This is a genomic window from Stenotrophomonas sp. GD04024, assembly GCF_029837545.1.
GTDB lineage: Bacteria > Pseudomonadota > Gammaproteobacteria > Xanthomonadales > Xanthomonadaceae > Stenotrophomonas > Stenotrophomonas forensis.
The window spans coordinates 1-26,472 of sequence record NZ_JAOEDV010000010.1 but is presented as its reverse complement, the minus strand read 5'-3'; the positions used below and the strand labels follow the sequence as shown (position 1 = coordinate 26,472).

Sequence of the window (26,472 nt, the reverse complement as noted above, 5' to 3'; positions counted from 1 at the left end):
TTGGTGGCGATGGGCACTTGCGTCGCAAGTTCTGGTTTTTCCTCACATATTCATCACGTCGATGACATTCAAGGAAATATTTCGACATAAGTTCTTTACAACCTCTTAACTACCGAGACTAGTATCGGATCACCGGCGCAGTTCGGCTGGGCCATTGGATGCCTTTCTTGAGCATCTCCGTACGTCTTTGAGAGAGAGAGAGAACGTAATGACTTCACGTACCGTGTTGGGCAAGGCGATTGCCCACGCCCTGGTGACGACCACAGCTCTGGCCGCCGTGCCGGTGTTCGCCCAGGATGCCGGCGGCGCCTCGCCGACCAATCTGGATCGCATCGAGATCACCGGTTCGCGCATCCGCCAGGTCGATGTGGAAACCGCCCAGCCGGTGCTGGCGCTGACCCGCGTCGAGATCGAACGCCAGGGCTTCAGCTCGGTGGCCGACATCCTGCAGAACGTCACCGCGATGGGCAGCCCGGCCATCAGCCGCGCCAACGCGCTGAGCGCGGGCGAGAACACCGGCGGCACCTACATCGACATGCGCAACCTGGGCGCACAGCGCACGCTGGTGCTGGTCAACGGCAAGCGCCTGGGCATCAGCACCTCCGGCTACCAGGACGTGTCGTCGCTGCCGGTGTCGGCAGTGGAGCGCATCGAAGTGCTGAAGGATGGCGCTTCGGCCATCTACGGTTCCGACGCGATGGCCGGCGTGATCAACATCATCACCCGTTCCAACGTCAACGGCGTGACCGCCAATGTCTACCACGGCCAGTACAGCGAAGGCGACGGCGCCCGTGACCGCTTCGACGTGGTCGGCGGCTGGAGCAATGACCGTGTGTCGTTGACCCTGGCACTGGAACACTCCGAGGAAAAGAGCGTCTGGGCCAAGGACCGCTGGTTCAGCAAGTACGGCGTGAGCGACCGCCACCCGAACGATCCCTCCAACTGGACCACGCTGAGCCAGTGGGGCCAGTTCACCGGTCTGAAGGGTGGCCCTGGCTGCACCAACACCAGCCAGGGTTGCGGCTACTCGCTCAACCGCGGCGCTGACCCGACCAACCCGGCCAACTACCACCTGACCGACGCGACGCCGTTCACCGGCGACGTCAGCAACGCCAACGAGCAGATGCACGTGATGTATCCGCTCAAGCGTGATTCGGTGTACTTCGACGGCCGCTTCAAGATCACCGACCAGGTCAACCTGCGCACCGAATTCGGCTACAACAAGCGTTCGGCCGAGCGCCAGATCGCAGGCTACCCACTGCAGTCCAGCTCGGTGTCGATCTCGGGTGACCCGACCGCCACCGGCCTGATGTCCAAGGACAGCTATTTCAATCCGTTCGGCAACCAGCACGGTTATGCCCGGCCGACCGACATCGCGTGGAACCGCCGTACCTGGGAAATTCCGCGTGTAAGCACCAGCGAACTGAAGACCTACCGTGCGGTCGTTTCGCTGGATGGCACCTTCGAGATCGGCCAGCGCTACTTCGACTGGGACGTGGGCTACCAGTACAACCGCAACGAGCTGACCGCCACCGCTACCGGCAACCTGCACAAGAAGCGCGTGCGTGACGCCGTGGGTCCGTCGTTCCTGGATCCGGCCACCGGCAAGGTGATGTGCGGCCGCCCGGGTGCGGTGATCGACGGCTGCAAGCCGTGGAATCCGCTGGTGCCCTACGGCAGGAACGATCCGAACGGGCTGACCGGCAATGAAGAACTGATGGCCTGGCTGTTCCCGGCGGAGCGGACCACCGGCCGGACCACCACCAAGAACGCGTTCGCCAACCTGTCCGGCAGCATCATGACCCTGCCGGCCGGCGACCTGGGCTTCGCCTTCGGCGTGGAAAGCCGCAAGGAAGACGGGCGCTACACCCCCGATGCCCTGGCCCAGACTGGCGCTACCACCAACCTGGCCGCCGGCCCGACCGGTGGCAGCTACAACGTGAAGGAAGCCTACCTGGAGCTCAACGTACCGGTGCTGGCCGACCTGCCCGGCGCGCGCGAACTGAGCTTCAATGCCGCCACCCGCTTCTCCAAGTACAACACCTTCGGCAATACCCTCAACAGCAAGTTCGGCTTCAAGTGGAAGCCGATCGACCAGCTGCTGGTCCGTGGTACCTGGGCTGAAGGCTTCCGCGCCCCGACCATCAACGACCTGTACGGTGGCGGTTCGGAAACCTTCGCGCAGTTCAGCGACCCGTGCGACACCGTGTTCGGCTCGGCCAAGGGCAGTGCTGAAGTCCGCTCGCGCTGCGCACGTGACATCGCCAATGCTGCCAACTTCCGCCAGCTGAAGCAGGGCAATGTCCCGGTGACCACGGCGCAGGATGCAACCCCGACGCCGTTCGTGTCCGGTTCCAATCCGCTGCTGGTTCCGGAAACCTCGACCAGCAAGACGCTGGGCCTGGTGTGGAGCCCGACCTTCATCAGCAACTTCAACGTTGCGCTGGACTGGTGGAAGATCCGCATCGACAACACCATCGTCGGTGACAGCCCGAACCAGATCCTTAAGGATTGCTATGAGCAGGGCATCGAAGCACGCTGCAGCCGCTTCACCCGTGACCCGTCCAACGGCATCGTCACCGGCCTGAAGTTCGGCAACCGCAACGCCGGCTTCGCCGAGACCGAAGGTTACGACCTGGATGTCAGCTATCGCGTCGACACCGGCTACGGCAAGCTGAGCGCAGGCTGGACCAGTACCTATGTCAGCAAGAACGTCTATCGCTCCACCAACGATGTCCGCGATGCGATCACGCCGATCAACGGCGTTGCCAACACCATCGGCACCGCCACCAGCCTCGCCTTCCGCGTGCGCTCGAACCTGGTGCTGGGCTGGGATGTGGGTGACTTCGGCGTCAGCTGGACGACGCGCTACTACTCCGGCGTGAAGGAGCGCTGCGCCAATGCCAGCCTGTATCCGGACGAATGCTCCGATCCGACCTTCCTGGCGCCGTGGCTGAAGGCGCCGACCGCCTACAACGAACGCGGCGCAGTGACCTTCCACGATGTGCAGTTCCGCTACAACCTGCCGTGGGACGCCACCGTGTCGGTGGGCGCCAACAACGTGTTTGGCAAGGAAGCCCCGGTGATGTACAGCAAGCCGAACTCGTCGTTCTCCTACTACGGTGGCTACGACATCGGACGCTTCATGTACATGAAGTACCAGCAGCGCTTCTGATCCATCGCGCTGTCACCTGCAACAGGAACCACGGCCCCTCGGGGCCGTGGTTTTTTCTTGCCCACGGTGGCCGGCACCGGCGTCATCTGGCGGTCGCATATCCGTCATGTCCACTACATCGCCATGGCCGAGCATGCCGGAAACCCGGAGGCCCGCCATGCGCTATGCCATCGTCACCGAGACCTATCCGCCGGAAGTGAACGGCGTTGCCCTCACCGTGCAGGGCCTGGAGCAGGGACTGCGTGATTCCGGCCATGAAATCGACCTGGTCCGGCCACGCCAGGCCAGCGAAGCACTGGACTCGGCACCGGGCACCCTGCTGGTTCCCGGCGCCGCGCTGCCCCGCTACCCCGGCCTGCGCTTCGGCCTGCCGGCGCCGATCCGGCTGGGCCGCCATTGGCAGCAACAGCGTCCAGACGCCGTCTACGTCGCTACCGAAGGCCCGCTGGGCTGGTCCGCACTGCGTACCGCACGCCGTCTCGGCATCCCGGTCGCCAGTGGCTTCCACACCCGCTTCGACGAGTACCTGCCCGACTACGGCGTGGCCTGGCTGCAGGCTGCCGCGATGCGCTGGATGCGTCGTTTCCACAACCAGGCCGATGCCACCCTGGTGCCGACCCGCGAGCTGCAGCAGTTCCTTGGCGAACAGGGTTTCGAGCGCGTGCGCCTGCTGGCACGCGCGGTCGACAGCCAGCAGTTCGATCCGGGCAGGCGCGACCCGGCACTGCGCGAGGAATGGGGCGTGGACGGCAACGGCCTGGTAGCGATCTACGTTGGCCGCATCGCCGCGGAAAAGAACCTTGGCCTGGCTGTAAAAGCGTTCCGCAAGCTGCAGCAGATCCGCCCCAAGGCGCGCTTCGTGTGGGTGGGCGATGGTCCTGCACGCGAAAAGCTGGCGCACGAGAATCCTGACTTCATCTTCTGCGGCATCCAGCGCGGCGAAGCGCTTGCACGGCATTTCGCCAGCGGTGACCTGTTCCTGTTCCCCAGCCGCAGCGAGACCTTCGGCAACGTGACTCTGGAAAGCATGGCCAGCGGTGTAGCCACCGTCGCCTTCGATTATGGCGCCGCGCGCGAGTACCTGCGCAACGGCGAGAATGGCGCAGCAGTGGACAATGATGAGCAGTTCGTCGAGGCCGCCGTGCGGCTGGCTGCCGATGATGCGCAACGCCACCTGCTGGGCAGCAACGCCGCGCGCGCGATGAAGCGCCTGCATCCACAGCAGGTGGTCGCCGAATTCGATGCCCTGCTGGCCGAGCTGGCCCACTCGCGGAGGAGCGGCCATGCGCACCACGCGGCTTGAATTGCTGGCCGACCGCGAAGCGCGCCTGTGCAGGCGCGCCAACCACTACTGCCGGCGTCGCCGCGTGCGTCGCCTGTTCTCGGTCATCAGCCGGCTCGGCGATGGCGTGTTCTGGTACGTGCTGATGGGCGCGCTGGTGCTGCTGGATGGCTTCGACGGCCTGCGCGCCTCGGTGCACATGGCGGCCACCGGCCTGGCCGCACTGCTGCTGTACAAGGGCCTCAAGCGCTGGACCCGGCGCCCGCGCCCGTACGCGGCCGACCTGCGCATCCGCGCCTGGGTGGCACCGCTGGACGAGTTCAGCTTCCCCTCCGGCCACACCCTGCACGCGGTGTCGTTCACCATTGTCGCGCTGGCCTACTACCCGTGGCTGGCGCCGCTGCTGGTGCCGTTCACCGCTGGCGTTGCGCTGTCGCGGGTGGTGCTCGGCCTGCATTACCCCAGCGACGTGCTGGCCGCGACGGGCATCGCGGTGCTGCTGGCCTCGGCCAGCCTGGCCTGGTTGCCGCTGCCGGTGTGACGGCCGCCCGGCATGGCCCGGCGCTACCGTCATCGTTCATGGCCTAGAATGCAGGCATGACCACGCTGTTCATTTCCGACCTGCATCTGGACCCCAGCCGTCCGGAAATCACCGACCTGTTCCTGCGCTTCCTGCGCGAGCAGGCGCCCGGCGCTGATGCCCTGTACATCCTCGGCGACCTGTTCGAAGCCTGGATCGGCGACGACACACCCTCGCCTGCCGCCGACGCGGTGGCCAATGCGCTGAAGGTGCTGTCCGACAGCGGCGTGCCGGTGTACTTCATCCGCGGCAACCGCGACTTCCTGCTCGGCGAGGACTACGCACGCCGTGCCGGCCTGCGCATCCTGCCCGACCCGTGCATGATCGAGCTGTACGGCCGCCCGGTGCTGCTGCAGCACGGTGACCTGCTGTGCACCGATGACATCCCCTACCAGCAGTTCCGTGCGCAGACGCGCGACCCGGCGTTCCAGGCGCAGTTCCTGTCACAGCCGCTGGCGGCACGCATCGCTTTCGCACAGAAAGCCCGCGACGCCAGCCAGGCGCGCCAGTCCGAGATGAAGCAGGACAACCGTGCGCAGTTCGAGTCGGTGACCGACGTGGCCCCTGCCGAAGTCGAGGCCACCTTCGTCCGCCACGGGGTGGACACCATGATCCATGGCCATACCCACCGCCCGGCAATCCACTCGCTGCAGGCCGGTGGACGCGGCTGTACCCGCATCGTTCTGGGTGACTGGTACGAACAGGGTTCGGTGCTGCGCGTGGATGCCAGCGGCTGGTCGCTGGATACCCTCGCGCGCGGCTGATGGATCGCAGGTTGCCAACCAAGGTTGGCATCTACCGGAGCAGGTACATGCGCCCGGGTAGACGCCGACCTTGGTCGGCGCCTGGACTCAGCGGAAGGCCGCGATGGTGGCCTTGGTGTTGACCAGCACGCGCTGGTTGTCGGCGGTGCTGGCATTGCCCATCGGGATACCGTTGTAGCTGATGTTGGGGTTGGACCAGTAGTTCAGGCGCGGGCAGCTGCGGGTGCAGTTGTAGGCCATGATCGTGCGCCAGCCGGTGCCGGTGGCGGGCTCGTAGCGGTAGCCGTGGCCATAGGCATAGGGCGAGGTGCTCGAATCGGTGGCGATGTCATGCCGCGCGCTCTGCAGGTGACCGATCTCGTGTGCGAACGAGTAGTAGCCGGTCGCGCAATCCCAGTACACCGCCGCGAACGCGGTCGATGCCGTCGAGTATACCCGAGGCCAGGCCGCAGTAGGCGGTGTTGTTGATCAGCAGCACGCCCACATCGGCGGCGGTGGAGTTGCGACTGGTATGGATGCTGTCCATGTAGCCATCGCTGGTGCCACGGAAGCGCGCCAGGTCGGTATCGAAGCTGCCCGACTCGGTGTAGCTGGTGGTCTCGTAACCGGCCAGCTGCATGGTGATGCCGACGTTGCTGTTGACGTAGCCCTGGTTGGACTCGGCCACCGCCAGCTGCACCAGCGACTGCATGTTGCCGCCGTAGGCCGCCACCGCGGCATTGGTCGCTACCACCAGCACACGGATGGTCGCGGGGGTGCCGGACGAGGCCTGTGCGATACCTATGCGATCGTTGTCGCCCATCGGGATCTTCGGCAGCTGGTTGTAATCGGCCGGATGGTCGGCCGGCATCCGCGACTCATCCACCTCCACCAGCACATGGCGGTTGCCCAGCGGGCGCAGCCGGTACAGCTTGCCGTCCTTGCGGATGGAACCGGTGATGGTGTTGCCCGAGCGCACCAGGATCAGCGAGTTGCCGGGATCGTCCTGTCCGTTGGAGGTTGCCGCGGTCAGCTTGTCCGAAGGCGAGCGGAACTGGCCGTACCAGATGCTGCCACCCTCGGGCAGCGCCTCGAGTTTGCTGCGCACTGCCTGCACGCGCTGGCCAAGCAGCTCGAACTCCAGTTGTGGCTGCGCAGTGGCCGCTGCGTCGACACGGACTTCCTGCACCGTCGCAGTGGACGGGGTGGCCAGCAGCTTGCCCAGCGCGGGCTCACTGTTTGCCGATGCGCGGCTGATGACCGTCACCGGCTCGAACAACGGTGCCGCATGCGCGGCCGCTGCCACCGACAAACCCAACACCAGGCCACCTGCCGCTTTGCCAATCGATCTGGACAACATTGCGTCGCTCCTTGAATGATGTGAACAGCGTTGATGCAGCACGCCCGGGTTTGCCGGGTCTGGCCATATGGCCTGCGCGGGTCGTGTGAATTCAATAGTTGATGCGAATGAAAATCAGGAATTGTGATCAACCGCATCTGCGTTCAGTCAGGTCAAAAGCGTCACTACACATCGCAAATACACATTTTTCGCGCTACTTTGACGCGGCCACGACGAGGAATGCACATGGCACGATCGCAGGACACGGACGAAGATGTCGGCTTGCTGCGGATCGGCCTGTTCTTCGATGGCACCCGCAACAACGCCCACAACCTGGCCCGCGGCCGGCCGCAGCAGCCGCATCCACGCCCGGTGCAGCTGCGCGCGGATGATGACTCGACCTACCAGAGCCGGCTGACCAGCAGCTACGACAACGGTGAGACCAACATCGCCCGGCTGCAGCAGCTGTATCCGGACAGCCGCCGCGATGCCGTGGCCACGCCCTCGCTGTCGATCTATGTAGAAGGGGTCGGCACCCGCGATGATGCCGACGATGATCTGATCGGACTGGCCTTCGGCATCGGTGCCAGCGGCGTGCGTGCGAAGGTGCAGCGCGCGCTGCAGGTGCTGCTGCCGGCTGCGCTTGCCGGGCTGGCCGCGCGCTGGCGACAGCCGCTGCGCCGCGTGCAGCTGGATCTGTTCGGCTTTTCGCGGGGCGCTGCCGCGGCGCGTGATATCGCCAACCAGCTGCAGAGCTGGGACGGTTCACGCTGGCGCCAGCTGCTGCAGGGGGCGGGCCTGGCCTGTGCCGCCGACTTCACCCCCGCGGTGCCGCTGGTGCGCTTCATCGGCCTGTTCGACACCGTGGTCGCGGTCAGCGGCGGCCGCGCCGACGAGCAACCACGTCTCGCCCTGCGCAGTGGCATCGCCGCGCACGTCGTGCAGCTCACCGCGCGCGACGAACATCGCCAGCACTACCCGCTGACCAGCGTGGCACCGCCGTTCACCGAGATCGCCCTGCCCGGGGTGCATGCCAACATCGGTGGCGGTTACAACCAGCTTGAGGAAGGCCCCAAGCTGCTCAGCCGGCCACGGCGGCAGCAGCTGCGTCGCCCCGCTGTTGCTGACTACCAGATACCGCCGCTGGCGATGCTGCAGGCCACCACCGCCTACGCTGAAACGCAGGCCGATGCCGAGCGCTGGCGGCAGCAGCTGGGCGTCGGCGACAAGGAAATCTGGGTGGATGTCTGGCACCAATGGCAGCAGCAGCGCCGGGCCGGCAGCCGCAGCGTGCTGTTGTCACCGGTGCTGTACGTCACCGCCGCAGTGGTGCTGCGCAGGCGCATCGACTGGCGCTACCAGCTGATCGCCCTGCAGGTGATGCAGCAGCATGCGATCGATGCCGGCGTGCAATGGCGAGCGCAGGCCGCCGGGGTCCAGGGCTGGGAACTTCCATCCGCACTGCAGCCGATCGCCCGTCGCCTGGTCGCCGGGCAGGCACTGACCCAGACCCAGGAAGCGCTGCTGCGCCGTCGCTACCTGATGCAGTCGGCACATTGGAATTTCGATGCCCTGGGCGATACCGCACTGACCTACGCCGCCGACGCCGGCGTCAGCGAGCTGCCGTATCGACCGGGGCCCGGACTGTTCTACATCAACCGGCCGACCGTGGATGGCAAGCGCGTGGTGCTGCCGAACGCATGAAAAAGGGGACGGAGGGAATCAAGTCGCTTGTGCCATAAGCGACTTGATTTCCTCCGTCCCCTTTTTCTCAGCCGGCCTGCTCGACCAGGTTGGCGAGCTCGTCGGCATCGAAGCCGGCCAGCAGGCGTGCTTCGATGTTGAACGGCCCATGCAGGTAGCCGCCGGCGTACTCCAGCAGCAGCTCCTTGAAACGCGCGCGCGGCTCGACACCGGCGCGGTCGCAGTACCAGCGGTACCAGCGCGATCCGGCTGCGACATGCGCGACTTCCTCGCGCAGGATCACTTCCAGCACATCGGCGGTTTCGCCATCTCCGACATTGCGCAGCTTTTCGATCATGCCCGGGGTCACGTCCAGGCCGCGCGCTTCCAGCACGCGCGGCACCAGCGCCATGCGTGCCAGGCCGTCATGCGCGGTCTTCTCGCACATTTCCCACAGGCCGTTGTGCGCAGGGAAATCAGCGTAATCGTGACCGTGCACCTGCAGGCGCTCGCGCAGCAGCATGAAGTGCCGCGATTCGTCGTCGGCACAGCTGACCCAGTCGGCGTGGAACGCCGGCGGCAGGCCGCGGAAGCGGTACACCGCATCCCAGGCCAGGTCGATCGCGTTGAGTTCGATGTGGGCAATGGCGTGGATGAAGGCGGCACGCCCCTCCACGCCGCCCAGTCCGCGCCGCGGCACTTCACGCGGATGCACCAGCCGCAGCTGCGCTGGCCGGCCCGGCATGCGGATCGGCTCCGGCGGCGGTGCATCAGCGGCCACCTTCAGGCGGCCGGCACGGAACGCGGCGGCGCAGGCCTGGGTCAGCGCGACCTTGCGCAGCGGATCGGCTTCGGCCAGGCACCGCTGCGCGGCGCGCAGCAGGTCGCCTCCAACCTCGGGCACGTCCATCACGCCTGGGCCTCAGGCGCGACGCTTGTGCTTGGCGTCGTCCGAACGCAGCTGCTGGATGCGCTCGAAATAGCCCGGTTCGATACCGGTCGGGTAATGGCCGTTGAAGCAGGACGAATCGAAGTTGCGCAGTGCCGGGTTGCCCTCGCTCACCGCCGCTTCCATGTCTTCCAGATCCTGGTAGATCAGCCAGTCGCAGCCCAGGTGGGCTTCGATTTCTTCCACCGTGCGGTTGTGCGCGACCAGTTCTTCGGCGGCCGGCATGTCGATGCCGTAGATGTTCGGGAAGCGCACCGGCGGCGCCGCGCTGGCCAGATAGACCTTGCGTGCACCCGCATCGCGGGCCATCTGCACGATCTGCTGGCTGGTGGTGCCGCGCACGATCGAGTCGTCCACCAGCAGCACCACACGGTTGCGGAACTCCAGGTGGATCGGGTTGAGCTTGCGGCGCACCGACTTCACCCGCTCGCCCTGCCCCGGCATGATGAAGGTGCGGCCGATGTAGCGGTTCTTGATGAAGCCTTCGCGGTACTTCACCCCGAGCACGTTGGAGATCTCCAGCGCCGCATCGCGCGAGGTATCCGGGATCGGGATGATGGTGTCGATGTCGTGGTCCGGGCGCAGGCGCAGGATCTTCTCGCCCAGCTTGATGCCCATGCGCATGCGCGCCTTGTGCACCGAGACGTTGTCGATCATCGAATCCGGACGCGCGAAATACACGTATTCGAAGATGCACGGGGTGTGCTCGGCCGGCTCGGCACAGATCTCCGAGAACAGCTCGCCGCGCGCGGTGATCACCAGCGCCTCGCCCGGCTGCACGTCACGCACGCGCTGGAAGCCCAGCACGTCCAGCGCCGCTGACTCGGAGGCGACGATGTACTCATCGCCCTCGGCGTGGCTGCGCTTGCCCAGCACCAGCGGGCGGATGCCATGCGGGTCACGGAAGGCGACCAGGCCCAGGCCGAGCACCACGCTGACCACCGCGTAGCCGCCCTTGCAGCGGCGGTGCACGCCGGCCACTGCACGGATCGCGGCTTCCGGGCTGAGCTGACGCTGCGCATCCAGTTCGAAGGCGAACACGTTCAGCAGCACTTCGCTGTCCGAATCGGTGTTGACGTTGCGGCGGTCCTGCTCGAACACCTGCTGGCGCAGCGCTTCGGTATTGATCAGGTTGCCGTTGTGGGCCAGCGCAATGCCGTAGGGCGAATTGACGTAGAACGGCTGTGCCTCGTCCATGCCTTCCGAACCAGCGGTGGGATAACGCACATGGGCGATGCCGACACTGCCTTCCAGGGTCGACATGGTGCGCGCATCGAATACATCGCGGACCAGGCCGGTGGCCTTCTGCACGCGCAGGCGGCTGCCGCTGGCGGTGGCGATACCCGCCGCGTCCTGGCCACGGTGCTGGAGGACGGTCAAGCCGTCATACAACTGCCCGGCGACGTTCTGGTTGCCGACGATTCCGACGATGCCACACATGGTGCGAGGTCTCCGCTGGGCTGTGCCCAGTTACAGGGAAGGTGGCCGTACCTGGCCTGGGGGGGCGCCCGCAGCAGGCGCGGGCCGCGCCGGACGCGCAGGCGCCGGCTCGATGTTGCTGGGCAGTGTGGGGGCCGGCCGGGGCTCCCGCTCCACGTCCACGGGCTGCGGCCATCCGCCACCCGCCACTACCGCGTTGAGGACACCATTATCGCCTGTCGCCGTCGGCTTGCCCAACACCTGCGGTGTAGATGGGGCATTCTCGGCCAGGGGCAAGGGCAGCTGCACAGGCAACAGGCCGTCCAGTGGCAGGGCCTGCGGCAACAGTTCGTCCAGTTGCGGCAGCTGGGCCTGCATCCAGGCCACGGCCGGCTGCAGCACGGGCCGCAGCTGCGACTGCTGCCAGGCCGGTTCGCCCGGCAGCGCCGTGAAACCGGCCAGCAGCAACAGGACACTGGACAGGAACAGCCCGCGGACCAGGCCCAGGGTACCGCCGAGCAGGCGGTCGACGCCGCCGAGCAGGGTCAGCTTGATGGCGGCCTTCAGCAGCAGGCCGATCACCCCCACCACCACCACGGTCACAACGAACACGCCCAGGTATCCGGCCAGATAGTGGCCGGTACCCGGTGCATGGGGGGCCGCCCACCAGTGCGAGGCTTGATTGCCGAAGGTGAAGGCCATCCAGCCGGCCAGCAACCATGACACCAGCGCGACCACCGTGCCGACAAAGCCGCGGATGAAACCGAACAGTACGGAGGCGCCGATCAGCACGCCCAGCACGATATCGATCACGCCGCCCGCTCCTGCCGGTGGCTGCAGCGGGCGACGCGCGCGGTCACGGGTGCGGTCGGACCATGCCGGCCACGCCGACCTTGGCGGCGACCTGGGCCTTGAGCTGCTCCGCATCGGCGCGGTTGGCCACCGGCCCGACGCGGACGCGGTGCAGGGTGCCCTTTTCGGTGCGCACCTGCTCGACGAAGGCACTGAAGCCGGCGGCGCGGACCTTGTCGCGCAGCGCGTTGGCATCGTTGGCCTGGCCGAACGCGCCCAGCTGCACGGCAAAGCCGACGCCGCTGGCGGCCGGTGCCGCCGGCGTCGCCGGGGCCGTCGCCGGCTTGCTGGCCGTCGCATCGGGCTTCGGCTCGGGTTTGGCTTCCGGCTTCGCCGCCTCGGGCTTCGGCGCCGGCTTCGGCGGTTCCGGCCTCGTTGCCGGAGTGGTGGTGGCCGTCGGCGTGCTCGGCGGCAGGCTTTCACTGCGCACCGGATTGCTACTGGCCGACGGTGCAGTGGCTGCAGCCGGTGTGCTGGCGCTGGACGCAGCCGGGGCCGTAGTCGCGGCAACGGCGGCACTGTTGGCCGCAGGCGCATCCAGGGCAATGACTTCGGCCTTCACGTCGGCGCGGATCTTCACCGCCTGCAGGCGCGCGGCCTCGGCCTGGGCGCGGTCCGCATACGGCCCGACGCGCACGCGCCACGCCTGGCGGCCGTTGATGGTGGCCGTCTCGGCGAAGCCCGGCAGCTGCGAGCGCTTCAGGTAGGCAATCACCGCATCGGCGTCGGCCTTGCTGCCGTAAGCGCCGAAGGTGACCGCATAGTTGCCGGCGGCAACCGCCGGCGAGGTGTCCACGGTCGGCGGTGAGGCAGGCGTTGCAGCCTCCTGCACCGGCCTGGCCTGGCCGGTCTGCAGCCCGGTGGCGCCGCCTGCCGGCGCGACCAGCGGCAGCTCGCGGGTTTCGAACTGGCCATCGGCCGGCGCATTGGGTGCGGCGATCGGCACATTGGCGACACCACTGTCAGGTGCCGGCCCCTTGACCAGCATCGGCAGGAAAATCACGGCCAGCGCCACCAGCACGATGGCACCAATCAGACGCTGTTTCAGGGGCGTATCCACGTGAGGCAGGCAACTGTCCGGAGGTTGCCATCGATTATACGGGTGCCGGACCGGACGGCGTCGGCGTTGGCTGAACGCAGATCAGGCTTCGCCGCTCAACCAGTGCAGGGCGGCCGCAGCGGTATGGAACGAGCCGAACACCAGCACGCGGTCGCCGCGCCCGGCCTGCGCCAGCACCTGTGCCAGCGCCTGCTCGACGCTGCCGGCCAGTGCTGCCGAGGCGGCCACGGTACCGGCCAGGCGTGCCTGCAGCTGGGTAGCATCCTGCCCACGCGGGCCATCGAGCCCGGCCAGGGTCCACTCGCCCACCACGTCCTGCAGGGCCTGCACCACGCCCACTGCGTCCTTGTCCTGCAGCGCGGCGTATACCGCCAGGGTGCGCCCGGGCACCACTTCGGCCTTCAATGCGCGCGCCAGCTGGCCCGCGGCCTGCGGGTTGTGGCCGACATCGACCCGGATCTGCACGCCATCACGCTCGAACGCCTGCATCCGGCCCGCGATGCGCGCCGCGGCGATACCGGCGGCCCAGGCGGCACGCGGCACCGGCCTGTCCAGCGCGCGCAGCGCGGCGATGGCGGCACCGGCATTGGCAAGCTGGATCGGGCCGGCCAGGGCCGGGGTCGGCAGTTCCATGCGCATGCCGACATCACGCCAGCGCCAGCGCTGGGCATCGATCGGCTCGTAGAAGTAGTCGCTGCCGCCGCGGATTGCATTGGCACCGACCAGATAGGCACGTGCGAGCACGCTCGACGGCGGGTCGGTCTCGCCCAGGATCACCGGCTTCCAACCGCGGATGATGCCGGCCTTCTCGGTGCCGATCGCTTCGCGATCCTCGCCCAGCCACTCGGCATGGTCGATGTCGACGGTGGTGATCACCGCGACATCGGCATCGACGATGTTGACCGCATCGAGACGGCCACCCAGGCCCACTTCCAGCACCGCCAGATCCAGCCCGGCATCGGCGAACAGCCGCAGTGCGGCCAGCGTGCCGTACTCGAAATAGGTCAGCGTGATGTCGCCGCGCGCCGCTTCAATGGCGTTGAACGCGGCGACCAGCGCCGCATCGTCCACGTCCTGGCCGTCGATGCGCACGCGCTCGTTGTAGCGCAGCAGGTGCGGCGAGGTGTACGCGCCGACCTTCCAGCCGGCGGCACGCGCGATGGCTTCGATGAAGGCCACGGTGGAACCCTTGCCATTGGTGCCACCGACCACGATGGTGCGCTTGGCCGGCACGTCCAGTCCCATTGCCGTGGCCACGGCGCGCACGCGCTCCAGGCCCATGTCGATGGTCGCCGGGTGCTGGCGTTCAATGTAGTCCAGCCAGTCGGCCAGGGTGGTCGGGGTGTTCGTCACGGCAGCGGTTCCAGCAGAAGCAGTTGATGCGAAGGGATGGATCAGAGGGCGCGGTGCTTGGCTTCGCCGAAGAACGGCGTGTGGTGGGCGCAGTCGTTCAGGCGCACCACTTCCAGGCTGTCCAGGTCGGCGCCTTCAAGCAGGTTGAGCGTGGTCGGGGCCTGGCGGAAGGTCCACAGGCGGGAGATCGGCAGGCCCAGCACCTTGCACAGGATCACCCGATTGACTGCGTCATGGGCGACCACCAGCAGGGTGTCGTGCTCACCGAGACCTTCGGTGGCACGCGCCAGGCCACGCCAGCTGCGTTCCAGCACCAGCCGCAGCGATTCGCCGCCGGGCATCAGCACGGTGTCCGGCTCCTCGCGCCAGGCCTGCAGGCGCGAGGGGTCCTTCTCGTGGATCTCGCTGGCCAGCAGCCCTTCCCATTCGCCGTGGGCGATTTCCTGCAGCTCCGGCTCGGTCAGCAGCATGTCGGCGCGGGCAGCGCCAAGCGCCAGCTGCGCGGTGCGCTGCGCGCGCGACAGCGGTGAGGCGACGGCACGGGTAATGTCCACCGAGGCCAGGCGGGCACCCAGTGCCTGGGCCTGGGCTTCACCGATCGGCGAAAGCGGGATGTCGATCTGGCCCTGGTAGCGGCCTTCGGCGTTCCACGGCGTTTCGCCGTGGCGGGCAAGCAGGATGCGCATGCGTGCAAGGGGTCCTGGGGGAGGAGGTTCCGCGTTTCGTTCACATCCTGTGAAGTACGCGGAACACGGATGATACCCGTTCGGCGCACCGGGCCGGGCCAGGCATGAAAAAACCCCGCGACGTGGGTCGCGGGGCTTTGGGATCTGCCGGCCAGCGGCCGGCACTACCGCAACCGGCTTACTTCGCCAGGTTCAGTTCCTTCAGCAGCTCCGGTGCCGGCGCCACTTCCTGCATGATCCACTGCATGTAGCGGCTGTCGACCGCGATCATGCGGGTCATCACCGGATCGAACACCCAGTTGGAGCTGACCGATTCCCAGTTGCCGTCGAAGGCCAGGCCGACCAGCTTGCCATTCGCATCCAGCACCGGCGAGCCGGAGTTGCCGCCGGTGATGTCCAGGTTGGACAGGAAGTTCACCGGCACCGAGCCGACGCGCTTGTCTTCCAGGCCGCCGTAGCGCTTGGCCTTGACCGCGTCGAGCAGGGCCTTGGGCGCATCAAACGGATCCACGCCGGTGTCCTTGGCGACGATGCCCTCCAGCGTGGTGAACGGGGTGTAGGCCACGCCGTCCTTGGGCTCATAGCCCATCACGTTGCCGAAGGTGATGCGCAGCGACAGGTTGGCATCCGGGTACACGAACTCGCCCTGGCTCTTCTTGTAGTCGGCCAGTGCCTGCAGGTACAGCGGGCGCGCGGTCAACGACTCGCCTTCGCGGATCTTCTTCTGCTCTTCCTGCTTCAGCAGCGACGGCATGATCGCCACCGCGTACTGGATGGCCGGATCGGTGCTGGCTTCAAACGCGGCGCGGTCGGCCTTGAACCACTTCAGGCGCGCGTCCAGGCTGCCCAGCTCGGTGCCCGACAGCTTGCCCACCAGCGCCTTGACCGCGTTGGCATCGCTGCCGCCCAGCCAGGTGTTCAGCACATCGTTGTTGCGCTGCGCGGCCGGCAGGGCGACGTACTGGTCCAGCCAGTAGGTCTGCAGCTGCTGGTCCATCTTCGCCACATAGCGGCGATCCATCTGCTTCAGGCCACCTTCCAGGGTCGGCAGGTCGCGCTGCTGGTAGCCGACTTCACGCTCGGCATCCGGCTTGGTGCGCTCGATCGACAGGCGGTACAGGCCGATGGCGGCGCTGACCGCCGAGGTGTTGTTGAACTGGCCGACGAACAGGTCACGCTCGCGGGTCGCCTTGCTGGCGTCCAGGTGCTTGATCAGCTGCGCGTGTGCGGCCAGGGCCGGCTTGCCGGCGGCGCCCTGCTTCTTCAGCCAGGCCAGCACGGCGGCTTCTTCAGCCTGCTTCTGGCCAGCGGCGTCGATGCGCTTGAAGCCTTCCAGCTGGCCGGCATAGTTCTTGGCCACGTTGTTCATGCTGGCCGCGGTGGCGGCGTACTTCACCTTGACGTCGGCGTCGGCCTTGCCGGCCTCGTCGATCATCTTCAGCACCGCGTTGTAGTGCCTGGCGATGGTCGGGTAGGTCCAGCTGGCGGTTTCGTTGAATTCACCGGCCAGCGCGTAGCGGTTGGTGCGGCCCGGATAGCCGGCCACCATCACGAAGTCGCCGGCGCCCAGCGGCTGGTCGGTGAACTTCAGGAAGTGCTTGGGCTGGTACGGCACGTTGTCGGCCGAGAACGCCGCCGGCTTGCCGTCCTTGCCGACGTAGGCGCGGTAGAACGAGAAGTCGCCGGTGTGGCGCGGCCACATCCAGTTGTCGACGTCGCCGCCGTACTTGCCGACGCTGCCCGGGGGTGCGTAGACCAGGCGCACGTCCTTGATTTCCATGTTGCGGAACAGGCGGTAGGTGTTGCCGCCGGAGAAGGTGTACAGGCGGCAGCGGAAGCCTTCCTCGGCTTCACAGGCGGCGACCTGGGCCTTGTCGAAGGCGTCCAGCGCGCGGCTGCGGGCCAGCGGATCGTTGCCGGCAGCGGCAATGGCGGCCTTCGCCTGGGCGGTGACGTCGGTGATCTGGTCGAGCACGTAGACACGGGCGTTCGGGCCGGCACTCAGCTCATCGCTGTGCTTCGGGGCGTTGAAGCCGTCCTTGATCAGGTTCTTCTCGGCGGTCGAATTCAGCTGGATCGCGCCGTAGGCACAGTGGTGGTTGGTGACCACCAGGCCCTGCGGCGAAACGAAGCTGGCGGTGCAGCCGCCAAGCGCGACCACGGCGCCCATCGGGTCGCCGGTGAGGTTGGACAGCTGCTCCGGGGACAGCTTCAGGCCGGCCTTCTGCAGCGGGCCGGCGATTTCCGGCAGCTGCTGCGGTACCCACATGCCTTCAGCGGCATGGGCGACCTGGACCAGCCCAAGGCTGGCGACGATGGAGAATGCAAGCAGGTTCGAGCGCATGGAGCGGCCCCTGGTAGTGGAACCCTCGATTGTAGCCCGCCACCCTGCCCCGCCCCGAACCCCGGAAGTCATGCAATCAGGTGCTTCCACCGTTCAGCGTCTCCATTGCGATCGGTCAGAGGCGAGAGGCCAGGCCGATGCAGGACACGCCGTAAACCCATCCATGGGGGCTCGGTCGCGCCATCCATGGCGCTCACGGTCCTGCATCGGCCTGGCCTCTCGCCTCCCCACAGTCCCCTGGCCTCGGACGGTAGCGCCGAGCCATGCCCGGCGAGCGAAGCGGCGCCGCTGTTCGCAGTACGTTCGAAATGCCCCCCGGCGCACGCCTTTCGTTCCGCCACTGCACCCGCAGCGCAACATGGGAAATCCGCGCGGCGCCCTATAATCCGCGCTTTCCCCCTGACGAGTTCCACCCCGATGGCGCAGCAAACGATGAAGGCCCTGGTCAAGCGCGAAGCGGCCAAGGGCATCTGGCTGGAAGAGGTTCCGGTGCCGACCCCGGGCCCGAACGAGGTCCTGATCAAGCTGGAGAAGACCGCGATCTGCGGTACCGACCTGCACATCTACCTGTGGGACGAGTGGAGCCAGCGCACCATCAAGCCGGGCCTGACCATCGGCCACGAGTTCGTCGGCCGCATCGCCGCGCTCGGCTCGGCGGTGACCGGCTATGAGATCGGCCAGCGCGTCTCAGCCGAAGGCCACATCGTCTGCGGCCACTGCCGCAACTGCCGTGGCGGCCGTCCGCACCTGTGCCCGAACACCGTCGGCATCGGCGTCAACGTCAACGGCGCCTTCGCCGAATACATGGTGATGCCGGCCAGCAACCTGTGGCCGATCCCCGACCAGATCCCGTCGGAACTGGCCGCGTTCTTCGACCCTTACGGCAACGCCGCGCACTGCGCACTGGAATTCAACGTGATCGGCGAGGACGTGCTGATCACCGGCGCAGGCCCGATCGGCATCATCGCCGCCGGCATCTGCAAGCACATCGGTGCACGCAACGTGGTGGTGACCGACGTCAATGACTTCCGCCTGAAGCTGGCCGCCGACATGGGCGCGACGCGCGTGGTCAACGTCGCCAACCAGTCGCTGAAGGACGTGATGAAGGAGCTGCACATGGAGGGCTTCGACGTGGGCCTGGAAATGAGCGGCAATCCGCGTGCGTTCAACGACATGCTCGACTGCATGTACCACGGCGGCAAGATCGCCATGCTCGGCATCATGCCCAAGGGCGCCGGCTGCGACTGGGACAAGATCATCTTCAAGGGCCTGACCGTGCAGGGCATCTACGGCCGCAAGATGTACGAGACCTGGTACAAGATGACCCAGCTGGTGCTGTCCGGCTTCCCGCTCGGCAAGGTGATGACCCACCAGCTGCCGATCGACGACTTCCAGAAGGGCTTCGACCTGATGGAACAAGGCAAGGCCGGCAAGGTCGTGTTGAGCTGGAATTGACCCTTCGCCGCGCGCGATGGGTGGGTGCCGAGCTTGTGGTGGGTGCCGAGCTTGCTCGGCACCCCCTGAAACTGAAAAAGGCGCCCGATGGGCGCCTTTTTCTTTGGTGTTGCCGGCCAGCGGCCGGCACTACCGGTAACGCCTGCGGCGTTACTTGCCGATGGCCACGGTCAGCAGCACGCGGCTGTGTGCGAGCTTGCCGGAGTTGTCGCGTCCATTGCCGTCGGTGCCGTAGTAGCCCAGGCCGACATCGAACAGGCCGAACTTGCGGCTGACGCCGACGTTCCAGTCGGTGTAGTCCTTGGCCAGGTCCTTCTCGAAGCTGCTGCGGCCGACGTTGGCGTTCAGCGTGAAGTCCTGCGGCAGGCCCCACTGGCCGCCGACGCCGTAGTACCAGCCGTCGGTACCGCTGTTCCACTGGTCATTGGTGTAGGCCACGATCAGCTTGTAGGTCTCGTCCAGCGTGGTGGTGGTGACCAGCTCGTTGTAGTTCTGGCTGCTGGCACCGAGGTAGGTGTAGCGGTTCAGCAGCACGTCGAAGTTGACGCGCGGGGTGACGTCCACGCCGTAGCCGATCTGATAGTCGATCTCGGTGTTCGGGTCGCCCGGTCCGAAGTCCACGCCCGAACCCCAGACACCGGCGTACAGGCCGACCGGCGAGGTGTAGGTGAAGCCCGCCTGCAGGGTCGGCTTTTCGTCGGTCTGCGACACACCGCGGAACAGGTAGTCCGACACCGCAGTGACATTCCAGCTGTAGGGCGATTCGTTGTCCTGGGCGCTGGCAGCGAACGGCGCGAGGGTCAGGGCGGCGGCAATGGCGAGGCAGGCACGGGCGTGCTTCATGGGCGTCTCCGAGGGTGGCGGGGGCGGGAAGGGGGAGCGGGCAACCGGCGCCAGACAGGCGTGGTTCACGAATTTTTAACCCGTTTGCTATTGCGATGCAACATGTGCCAGCCATGGCGGTGCCCCGCCCGGCCCGGTCGATGGCCATCGTTGCCCGGTAGAATCAGCGGTTTCCCGTGCTGAGCCGTGCCCACGCCATGACCGACGCCTCCTCCGCCCTGACCCGCCACTACGCCGAGGAACTGGACGCCATCCGCGCCCAGGGCCTGTTCAAGTCCGAGCGAATCATCACCAGCCCGCAGTCGGCCGAGATCACCCTCGACGACGGCCGCAAGGTGCTGAACTTCTGTGCCAACAACTACCTGGGCCTGGCCGACCATCCGGACCTGATCCAGGCCGCCAAGGACGCATTGGATACCCACGGCTTCGGCATGGCCTCGGTGCGCTTCATCTGTGGCACCCAGGATCTGCACAAGCAGCTGGAGAAGCAGATCGCCGACTTCTTCGGCAAGCAGGACACGATCCTCTATGCCGCCTGCTTCGACGCCAACGGTGGCCTGTTCGAACCGCTGCTGGGCGAGAACGACGCGATCATCTCCGACGCGCTGAACCATGCTTCGATCATCGACGGCGTGCGCCTGTGCAAGGCCAAGCGCTTCCGTTACGCCAACTGTGACATGGCCGACCTGGAAGCCCAGCTGCAGGCCGCCGATGCCGCCGGCTGCAAGACCAAGCTGATCACCACCGATGGCGTGTTCTCGATGGACGGCTTCATCGCGCCGCTGGACGAGATCACCGCGCTGGCGAAGAAGTACAACGCGCTGGTACACATCGACGAATGCCACGCCACCGGCTTCCTCGGCGCCACCGGCCGCGGCTCGGCCGAAGTAAAGGGCGTGCTGGAGAAGATCGACATCATCACCGGCACCCTGGGCAAGGCCATGGGCGGCGCACTGGGCGGCTTCACCTGCGCCAGCGCCGAGGTGATCGAACTGCTGCGCCAGCGCTCGCGCCCCTACCTGTTCTCCAATTCGCTGCCACCGCACGTGGTCGCCGCCGGCATCAAGGCGTTCGAGATGCTGGCCGCCGCTGACGACCTGCGCGGTACGCTGGCCGAGAACACCGCCTACTTCCGCGAGAAGATGACCGCCGCCGGTTTCGACGTGAAGCCGGGCGTGCATCCGATCAGCCCGGTGATGCTGTACGACGCGCCGCTGGCGCAGAAGTTCGCCGAGCGCCTGCTCGAAGAAGGCATCTATGCGATCGGCTTCTTCTTCCCGGTGGTGCCCAAGGGCCAGGCCCGCATCCGCACCCAGATCAGTGCGGCACACAGCCGCGAGCACCTGGACCGCGCGATCGATGCCTTTACCCGCATCGGCGTCGAGCTGGGCGTGATCAAGGGCTGATCATGGCCGGGGTCGGATCCCTTTCCTGCGGAAAGGGTTCCGACCCAATCAGAGCGTGCCGACCAAGGTCGGCACCCACCGGGGCTTGAGGGCGTGCTGACCAGGGTCGGCACCCACCGGGGCATGAACCGCGTGCCGACCAAGGTCGGCACCCGCAGGCGTCACTTCTTTTTCTTCTTGTCCTTGGGCTGATCCTTGCTGGCCACCACCACCGGCTTGGCGGCGGCGTCCTGGCCATTGCCCTTGGCAACGCGGATGCCGTTGGCCTTCATCCAGGCATCGAACTCGTCGGCGGTCATCTTCCTGTCGCCGTCGCTCATCAGGAAGCGGTAGCTGCCGCGGCCATCCAGCTCCGGGGTCTTCACTTCCACCACCGGGGTCTCGGCCGGCGTTTCCGCCTTGGCCACCTTCTTGTGGCCACCACAGGCGGTCAGCAGCACCATCGGCAGCAGCAGGCCTGCGCAGCGCAGGGTTTGGTTGAGGGTCGGGTGGTACATGGGCAGGCTCCGTTCGGGAAATTCAACAACCAGGCGCCCCCTACGCCTGGAACGGTGGCCGGCAACCGCCGGCCGCGGGCGATGGTCAGCCCGGTGCAGCGGCCTCCAGCCGCTGCTGGTCGCTGACCTCCAGAACCCGCCACTGGCCCTTGCCGAGATCGCCGAGCACCAGCCCACCGATCGCGACCCGGACCAGGCGCAGCACCTGCAGGTCGAAGGCCGCCAGCAGGCGGCGGATATGGCGGTTGCGGCCCTCGTCGAGGACCACCTCCAGCCATGCGGTCTTGTCGCCGCTGCGCAGCACGCGCACGGCCTGGGCAGCGAGGAACTCGCCTTCGTCCTCCACGCCCGCCTGCAGCGCCACCAGCGTGGTGTCATCGGGCATGCCATCCACCTGCACGTGGTAGGTCTTGACCGGTCCGGTCTGCGGATCGGTCAGGCGCGCGGCCCACTGCGGATCATTGCTGAACAACAGCAGCCCTTCGCTGGCCTTGTCCAACCGCCCGACCGGTGCGATCCACGGCAGGCCGGCACCATCAAAGCAGCGATACACGGTGTCGCGGCCGCGCTCATCCTGCACGGTGGTCACCACTCCGCGCGGCTTATTGAGCATCAGGTACAGGCGTTGTGGCGCTGCCAGCGGCTGGCCGTCGACCTCGATCGGCGGTGCCGGCTGGCCAATCGGGAACTCCGGATCGCGGACGATGCGGCCGGACACCCGAACGCGGCCGTCGGCGATCCAGCGCGCGGCCTCGCTGCGCGAGCACACGCCGGCCTTGGACAGCACGCGCGCCAGGCCATGACGGACACCGGTGGCGGTGGCAGCGGGCGTCGTACGCCCACGCGGTGCGTGGGAGCGGGCGGCGGGGGCGGCAGGTGGGCGGCGCGTGCGCAAGCCTCTGCTCCCCGCGGCGCTTACTTCTTGTCGACCGGCTTGGTCTCAGCCGGTGCTTCGGCCGCAGCCGGGGTGGCGGCCGGAGCCGGACGCGCCTTGACCACGCGCACCCCGCGCGCCTTCATCCAGGCGTCGAATTCTTCGGCGGTCATGCGCTTGCCGTTCTGGCTCATGTCGAAGCGCCACGGCGTGTTGTCGAACTCGGTCTGCGGCTTGTAGGCGGCCGGATCGTTCGGCTTCACCGCCGGCGCGCTCGGAATGGCCTTGGCGACGTTCTGGCAGCCATCGATGCGCAGTCGCTGCAGCACCTGGTCCAGCGACTGCGACGGATCGTAGTTGCCGCTCAGCACGCCGGCGGGCATGCCCAGCTGGTTGCCGCGGATGTACAGCTCGTCGGCCACCGGCGCGATGGTCGTGGCCGGCAACGGCAGCGGCGCGGCGCTGGTGTTGACCGAGCAATCGACCGCAGCGTGGGCGGCGGGAACCAGGGCCAGTGCCAGGACGGCGGCCGATGCAGAGCGCAGCATGAGGACATCCACGGAAGGAAGTGACGCGGCGAGTTTAGCAATGCCACGTCATCTTTCAAGCGCCACTTTCAATGAATACAGCAACCCATTGGTTCTACGAACAAAATACCGACGAACGGTCGTGTCATACCGTTGAAAACGCCGAATTCCGGGCCGCAGAAACAACAAGACCCGGCCGAAGCCGGGTCCTGCTGTGTCCTACGGGCAGAGCGTCAGAACTTAGTTCTGGACGTTCAGCTCGGTACGACGGTTCTTGGCGCGACCTTCCGGGTTGTCCGAACCATCCGGGTTGGTGTTCGGAGCAATCGGACGGCTCTCGCCGTAGCCGATCGGACCGACCAGGCGACCGGCGTCAACGCCGTTCTTGGTCAGGTAGTTGTACACGGCGGTGGCGCGACGCTCCGACAGCTTCTGGTTGTAAGCGTCGGTACCCTTCGAGTCGGTGTGACCGGCAACTTCAACGCGCAGATCCGGGTAACGCTTCAGGATCTCGGTGGCTTCGCTCAGGATCGCCACGGCGTCCGGACGCAGGTTCGACTTGTCGAAGTCGAAGTTGACGCCCTTCAGGTCGATGGAGACCGGCACCGGGCAACCGTCCGGACCGATGGTCTGACCCGGCTGCGAGTTCGGGCACTTGTCGTCGCAGTTGTTGACGCCGTCACCGTCGTCGTCCAGGTCGGCGCAGCTCGGGGCAACCGGAGCCGGAGCCGGAGCAGCCGCGACCGGAGCCGGGCCCAGCGGGATCACGACGCCGACCGAAGCCAGCACGTCACCGAACCAGCTTTCGTCGCGTGCAGCGATGCTCTGGTCGTCGAAGTCAGCGCGGTAGGCCACTTCGGCGCGCACGGCAACGCGCTTCTCGAAGGTGGTCTGCAGGCCGACGCCGACCTTGGCGGCGAGGTTGCCGTCCTTGCGCTTGCCCGGGCCAGCGGCGCTCAGCGGGTAGGTCTCTTCCGACTTCTGGTAGCCCAGGCCACCCAGGATGTACGGGTTCCAGCCACGGCCTTCCTTGATGAAGTGGCGACGCATGTCCAGCGAGACGCCGTACTGCGACCAGTTCTGGTCCTTGTTCGAATCGAAGTTCGGGTTCTGATAGTTCAGCTCACCGTCCAGCGACCAGTTCGGGCTGATGAACTTACCCAGGCCCAGGGTCACGAACGGAGCGTCATTGGTCAGACGGTCGTTGTCCTGGAAGTTGAAGCCGGCCGAACCGGTCAGGTACCAGCGGTCATCGAACTCCTGCGCCGACGCAGCCTGGGCGAAAGCCAGACCACCCAGCAGCGCGGCAGTAAGGATCTTCTTGTTCATTGAGTACAGCTCCTATTTCGGGGGTATGAAACCGGTAGAGGCATGGGCCAGCACTAGTGCGTCGATGTTCGACAGCCGATTCAGCACGCCACCGCCGCGAACATTATGCTCAGGCGGGTGAAGGTCATGTTAACAGTCCCGTAACATGTGAAATATCGCGCCCGACCCTCCACCGGTCCGACGTTGAAACCCTATACAGGATGATGAAAATCCGCAAGACCCGCGCGCTGCAAGGGTTTGACGGTGTTTAAGTGGCGAAAACGACATGCCGCGCAACCCGATGCTCCACAGCCTTCAGCGCACTTGCGGAAAGGTGAGGAACCTTATGATGGGACCACGAACCCAGCCGGAGCCGAGATGAAAGCCGTCGCCCTGAGTCGTGAATCCGCCCCTTCCCTGTGCGATGTCCGCCTGCCACCACCGCTGCCTCCGAGTGGCCGCGATCTGCTGGTCCGGGTCGAAGCGGTCTCGGTCAACCCTGTCGACGGCAAGCAGCGTGCCGCCACCGATCCGGCCACGCTCGCAACGCCCCGTGTACTGGGCTGGGATGCCGCCGGCGTGGTCGAGGCGATCGGTGACGAGGCCAGCCTGTTCGCCTCCGGTGACGAGGTCTACTACGCAGGCGATGTCACTCGCCCGGGCTGCAACGCCCAGTACCAGTGGGTGGATGAACGCCTGGTCGCACGCAAACCGACCACGCTGGATTTCGCCGAAGCCGCGGCCCTGCCACTGACCACGCTCACCGCCTGGGAGTTGCTGTTCCAGCGCATGCCATTGCAGTTGGATGACCGCCGTCATGCCGGCCAGCACCTGCTGGTGATCGGCGGCGCAGGCGGCGTCGGCTCGATGGCGATCCAGCTGGCCCGCCACGCAGGCTTCGAGGTGATCGCCACAGCGTCCCGCGAAACCTCGGTTGACTGGTGCCGGCAGATGGGCGCCCAGCATGTGATCGACCATCGGCATGCGCTGCTCCCGCAGTTGCAGGCGCTGGGCATCGATGCGGTACAGGTCGCGCTCAACCTGGCCGACACCGACCACTACTGGGATGAGCTGGGCCAGCTGCTGGCACCGCAGGGCCATGTCGGCCTGATCGTCGAACCGCGCGGCGCGCTGCGCATCGGCGATCCCTACAAGGCCAAGTGCATCGGCATCCACTGGGAATTCATGTTCGCGCGCTCGCGCTTCGGCACCGCCGACCGCATCGAACAGCACCGGATTCTCAGCCGCGCGGCCAGCATGATCGACGCCGGCCAGCTGCGCGGCACCCTCAGCGAAACGCTGGGCAGGATAAATGCAGCCAACCTGGACAGCGCGCATCAACGCCTGGCCAGCGGCCGCACGGTGGGCAAGCTGGCGCTGGCAGGCTGGGACGACTGACGCCGGCGCGGCGCATCCACCTGTGCGGTCGGATTGGCCGTCATCTGTATCTATGGAAGCGGCTGAATCGAGCTTACGGTGGAAACAGATCCTCCACCCCGAGCCCCGTCATGCCCACCGCCCTGCCCCTGCGCCTGCTGCAACTGATCGTCGGCCTGTTCCTGTATGGCTTCGGCGCCTCATTGATGATCCGTGCCGCGATCGGAGTCGCGCCATGGGACGTGCTGTCACAGGGTATCGCCGCACAGACCCCGCTTTCGTTCGGCCTCGCCACCAACGTGATCGGTGCTCTGGTGTTGCTGCTGTGGTGGCCACTGCGGCAGAAGCCGGGCGTCGGCACCGTGCTCAACGTGCTGCTGATCGGCCCGTCCGCGCAGTTCGGGCTGTGGCTGCTGCCGCCTGCCGTCGGCCTCGGCTGGCAGCTGGCGATGTTCTGCGCCGGCATGCTGCTGGTCGCCCTTGCCACCGGCCTGTACATCGGCGCCAAGCTCGGCCCGGGCCCGCGCGATGGCCTGATGACCGGCCTGCACGCCCGCACCGGCTGGCCGATCTGGAAGGTGCGCAGCCTGATCGAGGGCAGCGTGCTGCTGCTGGGCTGGTGGCTGGGCGGCAACGTCGGCCTCGGCACCCTGGCCTTCGCCCTGCTGATCGGTCCGCTGTGCGGAGTAACGCTGGGCTGGTTCGGCATCGGCCGGCCCG

General features: G+C 66.8%; 21 protein-coding genes and 1 pseudogene. 9 read left to right on the top strand and 13 right to left on the bottom strand.

The features are described 5' to 3' along the window. Positions 1 to 208: 208 nt before the first annotated feature. From N7590_RS05120 to lpxH, 4 genes are all read left to right on the top strand, one after another. Positions 209 to 3,175, top strand: coding sequence for a TonB-dependent receptor (locus N7590_RS05120; protein ID WP_164241310.1), 2,967 nt, complete (start codon positions 209 to 211; stop codon positions 3,173 to 3,175). 157 nt (positions 3,176 to 3,332) lie between these two features. Next, complete coding sequence (locus N7590_RS05115; RefSeq protein ID WP_053510873.1) at positions 3,333 to 4,478, top strand: glycosyltransferase family 1 protein; 1,146 nt, start codon at positions 3,333 to 3,335, stop codon at positions 4,476 to 4,478. Further along, complete coding sequence (locus N7590_RS05110) at positions 4,459 to 4,998, top strand: phosphatase PAP2 family protein (protein ID WP_004154533.1); 540 nt, start codon at positions 4,459 to 4,461, stop codon at positions 4,996 to 4,998. The genes N7590_RS05115 and N7590_RS05110 overlap by 20 nt, the downstream gene beginning before the upstream one ends. 56 nt (positions 4,999 to 5,054) lie before the next feature. Continuing rightward, the gene (lpxH, locus tag N7590_RS05105; protein ID WP_053510875.1) at positions 5,055 to 5,801 is read left to right on the top strand and encodes a UDP-2,3-diacylglucosamine diphosphatase; all 747 of its coding nucleotides are present in this window, start codon (positions 5,055 to 5,057) and stop codon (positions 5,799 to 5,801) included. Between the two features lie 87 nt (positions 5,802 to 5,888). On the opposite strand, the pseudogene N7590_RS05100 reads toward lpxH, so the two are convergent. Beyond that, a pseudogene (locus tag N7590_RS05100) lies at positions 5,889 to 7,140 on the bottom strand (M12 family metallo-peptidase). A gap of 225 nt (positions 7,141 to 7,365) precedes the next feature. Between N7590_RS05100 and N7590_RS05095 the strand changes: the two are divergent. Beyond that, positions 7,366 to 8,823 (top strand): DUF2235 domain-containing protein, encoded by a 1,458-nt coding sequence (locus N7590_RS05095; protein WP_164241308.1) that lies wholly within the window; start codon positions 7,366 to 7,368, stop codon positions 8,821 to 8,823. Positions 8,824 to 8,890: 67 nt separating this feature from the next. On the opposite strand, the gene N7590_RS05090 is transcribed toward N7590_RS05095, so the two are convergent. The 7 genes from N7590_RS05090 to N7590_RS05060 all read right to left on the bottom strand — a co-directional run bounded on the left by N7590_RS05090 (position 8,891) and on the right by N7590_RS05060 (position 17,465). Beyond that, positions 8,891 to 9,712, bottom strand: a complete 822-nt coding sequence (locus N7590_RS05090; protein WP_204275101.1) for a ferritin-like domain-containing protein — start codon at positions 9,710 to 9,712, stop codon at positions 8,891 to 8,893. Positions 9,713 to 9,724: 12 nt separating this feature from the next. After that, on the bottom strand, positions 9,725 to 11,191 hold the full coding sequence (gene purF, locus N7590_RS05085; protein ID WP_008265108.1) for an amidophosphoribosyltransferase: 1,467 nt from the start codon (positions 11,189 to 11,191) through the stop codon (positions 9,725 to 9,727). 30 nt (positions 11,192 to 11,221) lie between these two features. Then, positions 11,222 to 11,983, bottom strand: coding sequence for a CvpA family protein (locus N7590_RS05080; protein ID WP_164241306.1), 762 nt, complete (start codon positions 11,981 to 11,983; stop codon positions 11,222 to 11,224). Between the two features lie 43 nt (positions 11,984 to 12,026). Beyond that, complete coding sequence (locus tag N7590_RS05075) at positions 12,027 to 13,082, bottom strand: SPOR domain-containing protein (protein WP_053448899.1); 1,056 nt, start codon at positions 13,080 to 13,082, stop codon at positions 12,027 to 12,029. Positions 13,083 to 13,163: 81 nt separating this feature from the next. After that, positions 13,164 to 14,435, bottom strand: a complete 1,272-nt coding sequence (gene folC / locus N7590_RS05070; RefSeq protein ID WP_164241305.1) for a bifunctional tetrahydrofolate synthase/dihydrofolate synthase — start codon at positions 14,433 to 14,435, stop codon at positions 13,164 to 13,166. A gap of 41 nt (positions 14,436 to 14,476) precedes the next feature. Continuing rightward, on the bottom strand, positions 14,477 to 15,121 hold the full coding sequence (locus tag N7590_RS05065) for a histidine phosphatase family protein (RefSeq protein ID WP_008268389.1): 645 nt from the start codon (positions 15,119 to 15,121) through the stop codon (positions 14,477 to 14,479). A gap of 178 nt (positions 15,122 to 15,299) precedes the next feature. Continuing rightward, positions 15,300 to 17,465, bottom strand: coding sequence for a S46 family peptidase (locus N7590_RS05060; protein WP_053448897.1), 2,166 nt, complete (start codon positions 17,463 to 17,465; stop codon positions 15,300 to 15,302). Between the two features lie 432 nt (positions 17,466 to 17,897). On the opposite strand from N7590_RS05060, the gene tdh reads away from it, so the two are divergent. Further along, positions 17,898 to 18,920 carry an L-threonine 3-dehydrogenase gene (tdh, locus tag N7590_RS05055; RefSeq protein ID WP_008267065.1) on the top strand — a complete coding sequence of 341 codons (1,023 nt, stop codon included), beginning with the start codon at positions 17,898 to 17,900 and terminating at the stop codon, positions 18,918 to 18,920. Positions 18,921 to 19,070: 150 nt separating this feature from the next. Here the strand turns inward: tdh and N7590_RS05050 are convergent, their stop codons facing one another. Continuing rightward, the gene (locus N7590_RS05050) at positions 19,071 to 19,763 is read right to left on the bottom strand and encodes a TorF family putative porin (RefSeq protein ID WP_164242999.1); all 693 of its coding nucleotides are present in this window, start codon (positions 19,761 to 19,763) and stop codon (positions 19,071 to 19,073) included. A 197-nt stretch (positions 19,764 to 19,960) separates the two neighbouring features. On the opposite strand from N7590_RS05050, the gene kbl reads away from it, so the two are divergent. Further along, positions 19,961 to 21,169 carry a glycine C-acetyltransferase gene (kbl, locus tag N7590_RS05045; protein ID WP_008268606.1) on the top strand — a complete coding sequence of 403 codons (1,209 nt, stop codon included), beginning with the start codon at positions 19,961 to 19,963 and terminating at the stop codon, positions 21,167 to 21,169. Between the two features lie 161 nt (positions 21,170 to 21,330). On the opposite strand, the gene N7590_RS05040 is transcribed toward kbl, so the two are convergent. The 4 genes from N7590_RS05040 to N7590_RS05025 all read right to left on the bottom strand — a co-directional run bounded on the left by N7590_RS05040 (position 21,331) and on the right by N7590_RS05025 (position 24,396). Beyond that, entirely contained in the window at positions 21,331 to 21,666 is a 336-nt protein-coding gene (locus N7590_RS05040; RefSeq protein ID WP_053448895.1) for a hypothetical protein, read from the bottom strand. 85 nt (positions 21,667 to 21,751) lie between these two features. Further along, entirely contained in the window at positions 21,752 to 22,561 is an 810-nt protein-coding gene (locus N7590_RS05035; protein ID WP_279935216.1) for a pseudouridine synthase, read from the bottom strand. A 20-nt stretch (positions 22,562 to 22,581) separates the two neighbouring features. Continuing rightward, positions 22,582 to 23,088: a hypothetical protein gene (locus N7590_RS05030; RefSeq protein WP_053510889.1), complete on the bottom strand. Its 507-nt coding sequence runs from the start codon at positions 23,086 to 23,088 to the stop codon at positions 22,582 to 22,584. A 219-nt stretch (positions 23,089 to 23,307) separates the two neighbouring features. Continuing rightward, positions 23,308 to 24,396 (bottom strand): OmpA family protein, encoded by a 1,089-nt coding sequence (locus N7590_RS05025; RefSeq protein ID WP_053448892.1) that lies wholly within the window; start codon positions 24,394 to 24,396, stop codon positions 23,308 to 23,310. Between the two features lie 357 nt (positions 24,397 to 24,753). On the opposite strand from N7590_RS05025, the gene N7590_RS05020 reads away from it, so the two are divergent. Together N7590_RS05020 and N7590_RS05015 are read left to right on the top strand one after the other, a co-directional pair. Then, on the top strand, positions 24,754 to 25,773 hold the full coding sequence (locus N7590_RS05020; protein WP_164088039.1) for a zinc-binding alcohol dehydrogenase family protein: 1,020 nt from the start codon (positions 24,754 to 24,756) through the stop codon (positions 25,771 to 25,773). Positions 25,774 to 25,883: 110 nt separating this feature from the next. After that, the coding region (locus N7590_RS05015; protein WP_279935215.1) for a hypothetical protein at positions 25,884 to 26,472 on the top strand (589 nt) is incomplete at its 3' end.

What these genes read in the sequence shown, in the direction of transcription:
- N7590_RS05095 (WP_164241308.1), top strand. Translation starts at nt 7,366, where the DNA reads ATGGCACGATCGCAGGACACGGACGAAGATGTCGGCTTGCTGCGGATC.
- N7590_RS05115 (WP_053510873.1), top strand. Translation starts at nt 3,333, where the DNA reads ATGCGCTATGCCATCGTCACCGAGACCTATCCGCCGGAAGTGAACGGC.
- N7590_RS05065 (WP_008268389.1), bottom strand. Translation starts at nt 15,121, where the DNA reads ATGCGCATCCTGCTTGCCCGCCACGGCGAAACGCCGTGGAACGCCGAA.
- N7590_RS05090 (WP_204275101.1), bottom strand. Translation starts at nt 9,712, where the DNA reads ATGGACGTGCCCGAGGTTGGAGGCGACCTGCTGCGCGCCGCGCAGCGG.
- N7590_RS05025 (WP_053448892.1), bottom strand. Translation starts at nt 24,396, where the DNA reads ATGAACAAGAAGATCCTTACTGCCGCGCTGCTGGGTGGTCTGGCTTTC.
- N7590_RS05120 (WP_164241310.1), top strand. Translation starts at nt 209, where the DNA reads ATGACTTCACGTACCGTGTTGGGCAAGGCGATTGCCCACGCCCTGGTG.
- N7590_RS05050 (WP_164242999.1), bottom strand. Translation starts at nt 19,763, where the DNA reads ATGAAGCACGCCCGTGCCTGCCTCGCCATTGCCGCCGCCCTGACCCTC.
- N7590_RS05110 (WP_004154533.1), top strand. Translation starts at nt 4,459, where the DNA reads ATGCGCACCACGCGGCTTGAATTGCTGGCCGACCGCGAAGCGCGCCTG.
- N7590_RS05040 (WP_053448895.1), bottom strand. Translation starts at nt 21,666, where the DNA reads ATGTACCACCCGACCCTCAACCAAACCCTGCGCTGCGCAGGCCTGCTG.
- kbl (WP_008268606.1), top strand. Translation starts at nt 19,961, where the DNA reads ATGACCGACGCCTCCTCCGCCCTGACCCGCCACTACGCCGAGGAACTG.
- purF (WP_008265108.1), bottom strand. Translation starts at nt 11,191, where the DNA reads ATGTGTGGCATCGTCGGAATCGTCGGCAACCAGAACGTCGCCGGGCAG.
- N7590_RS05030 (WP_053510889.1), bottom strand. Translation starts at nt 23,088, where the DNA reads ATGCTGCGCTCTGCATCGGCCGCCGTCCTGGCACTGGCCCTGGTTCCC.
- lpxH (WP_053510875.1), top strand. Translation starts at nt 5,055, where the DNA reads ATGACCACGCTGTTCATTTCCGACCTGCATCTGGACCCCAGCCGTCCG.
- N7590_RS05020 (WP_164088039.1), top strand. Translation starts at nt 24,754, where the DNA reads ATGAAAGCCGTCGCCCTGAGTCGTGAATCCGCCCCTTCCCTGTGCGAT.
- N7590_RS05060 (WP_053448897.1), bottom strand. Translation starts at nt 17,465, where the DNA reads ATGCGCTCGAACCTGCTTGCATTCTCCATCGTCGCCAGCCTTGGGCTG.
- tdh (WP_008267065.1), top strand. Translation starts at nt 17,898, where the DNA reads ATGAAGGCCCTGGTCAAGCGCGAAGCGGCCAAGGGCATCTGGCTGGAA.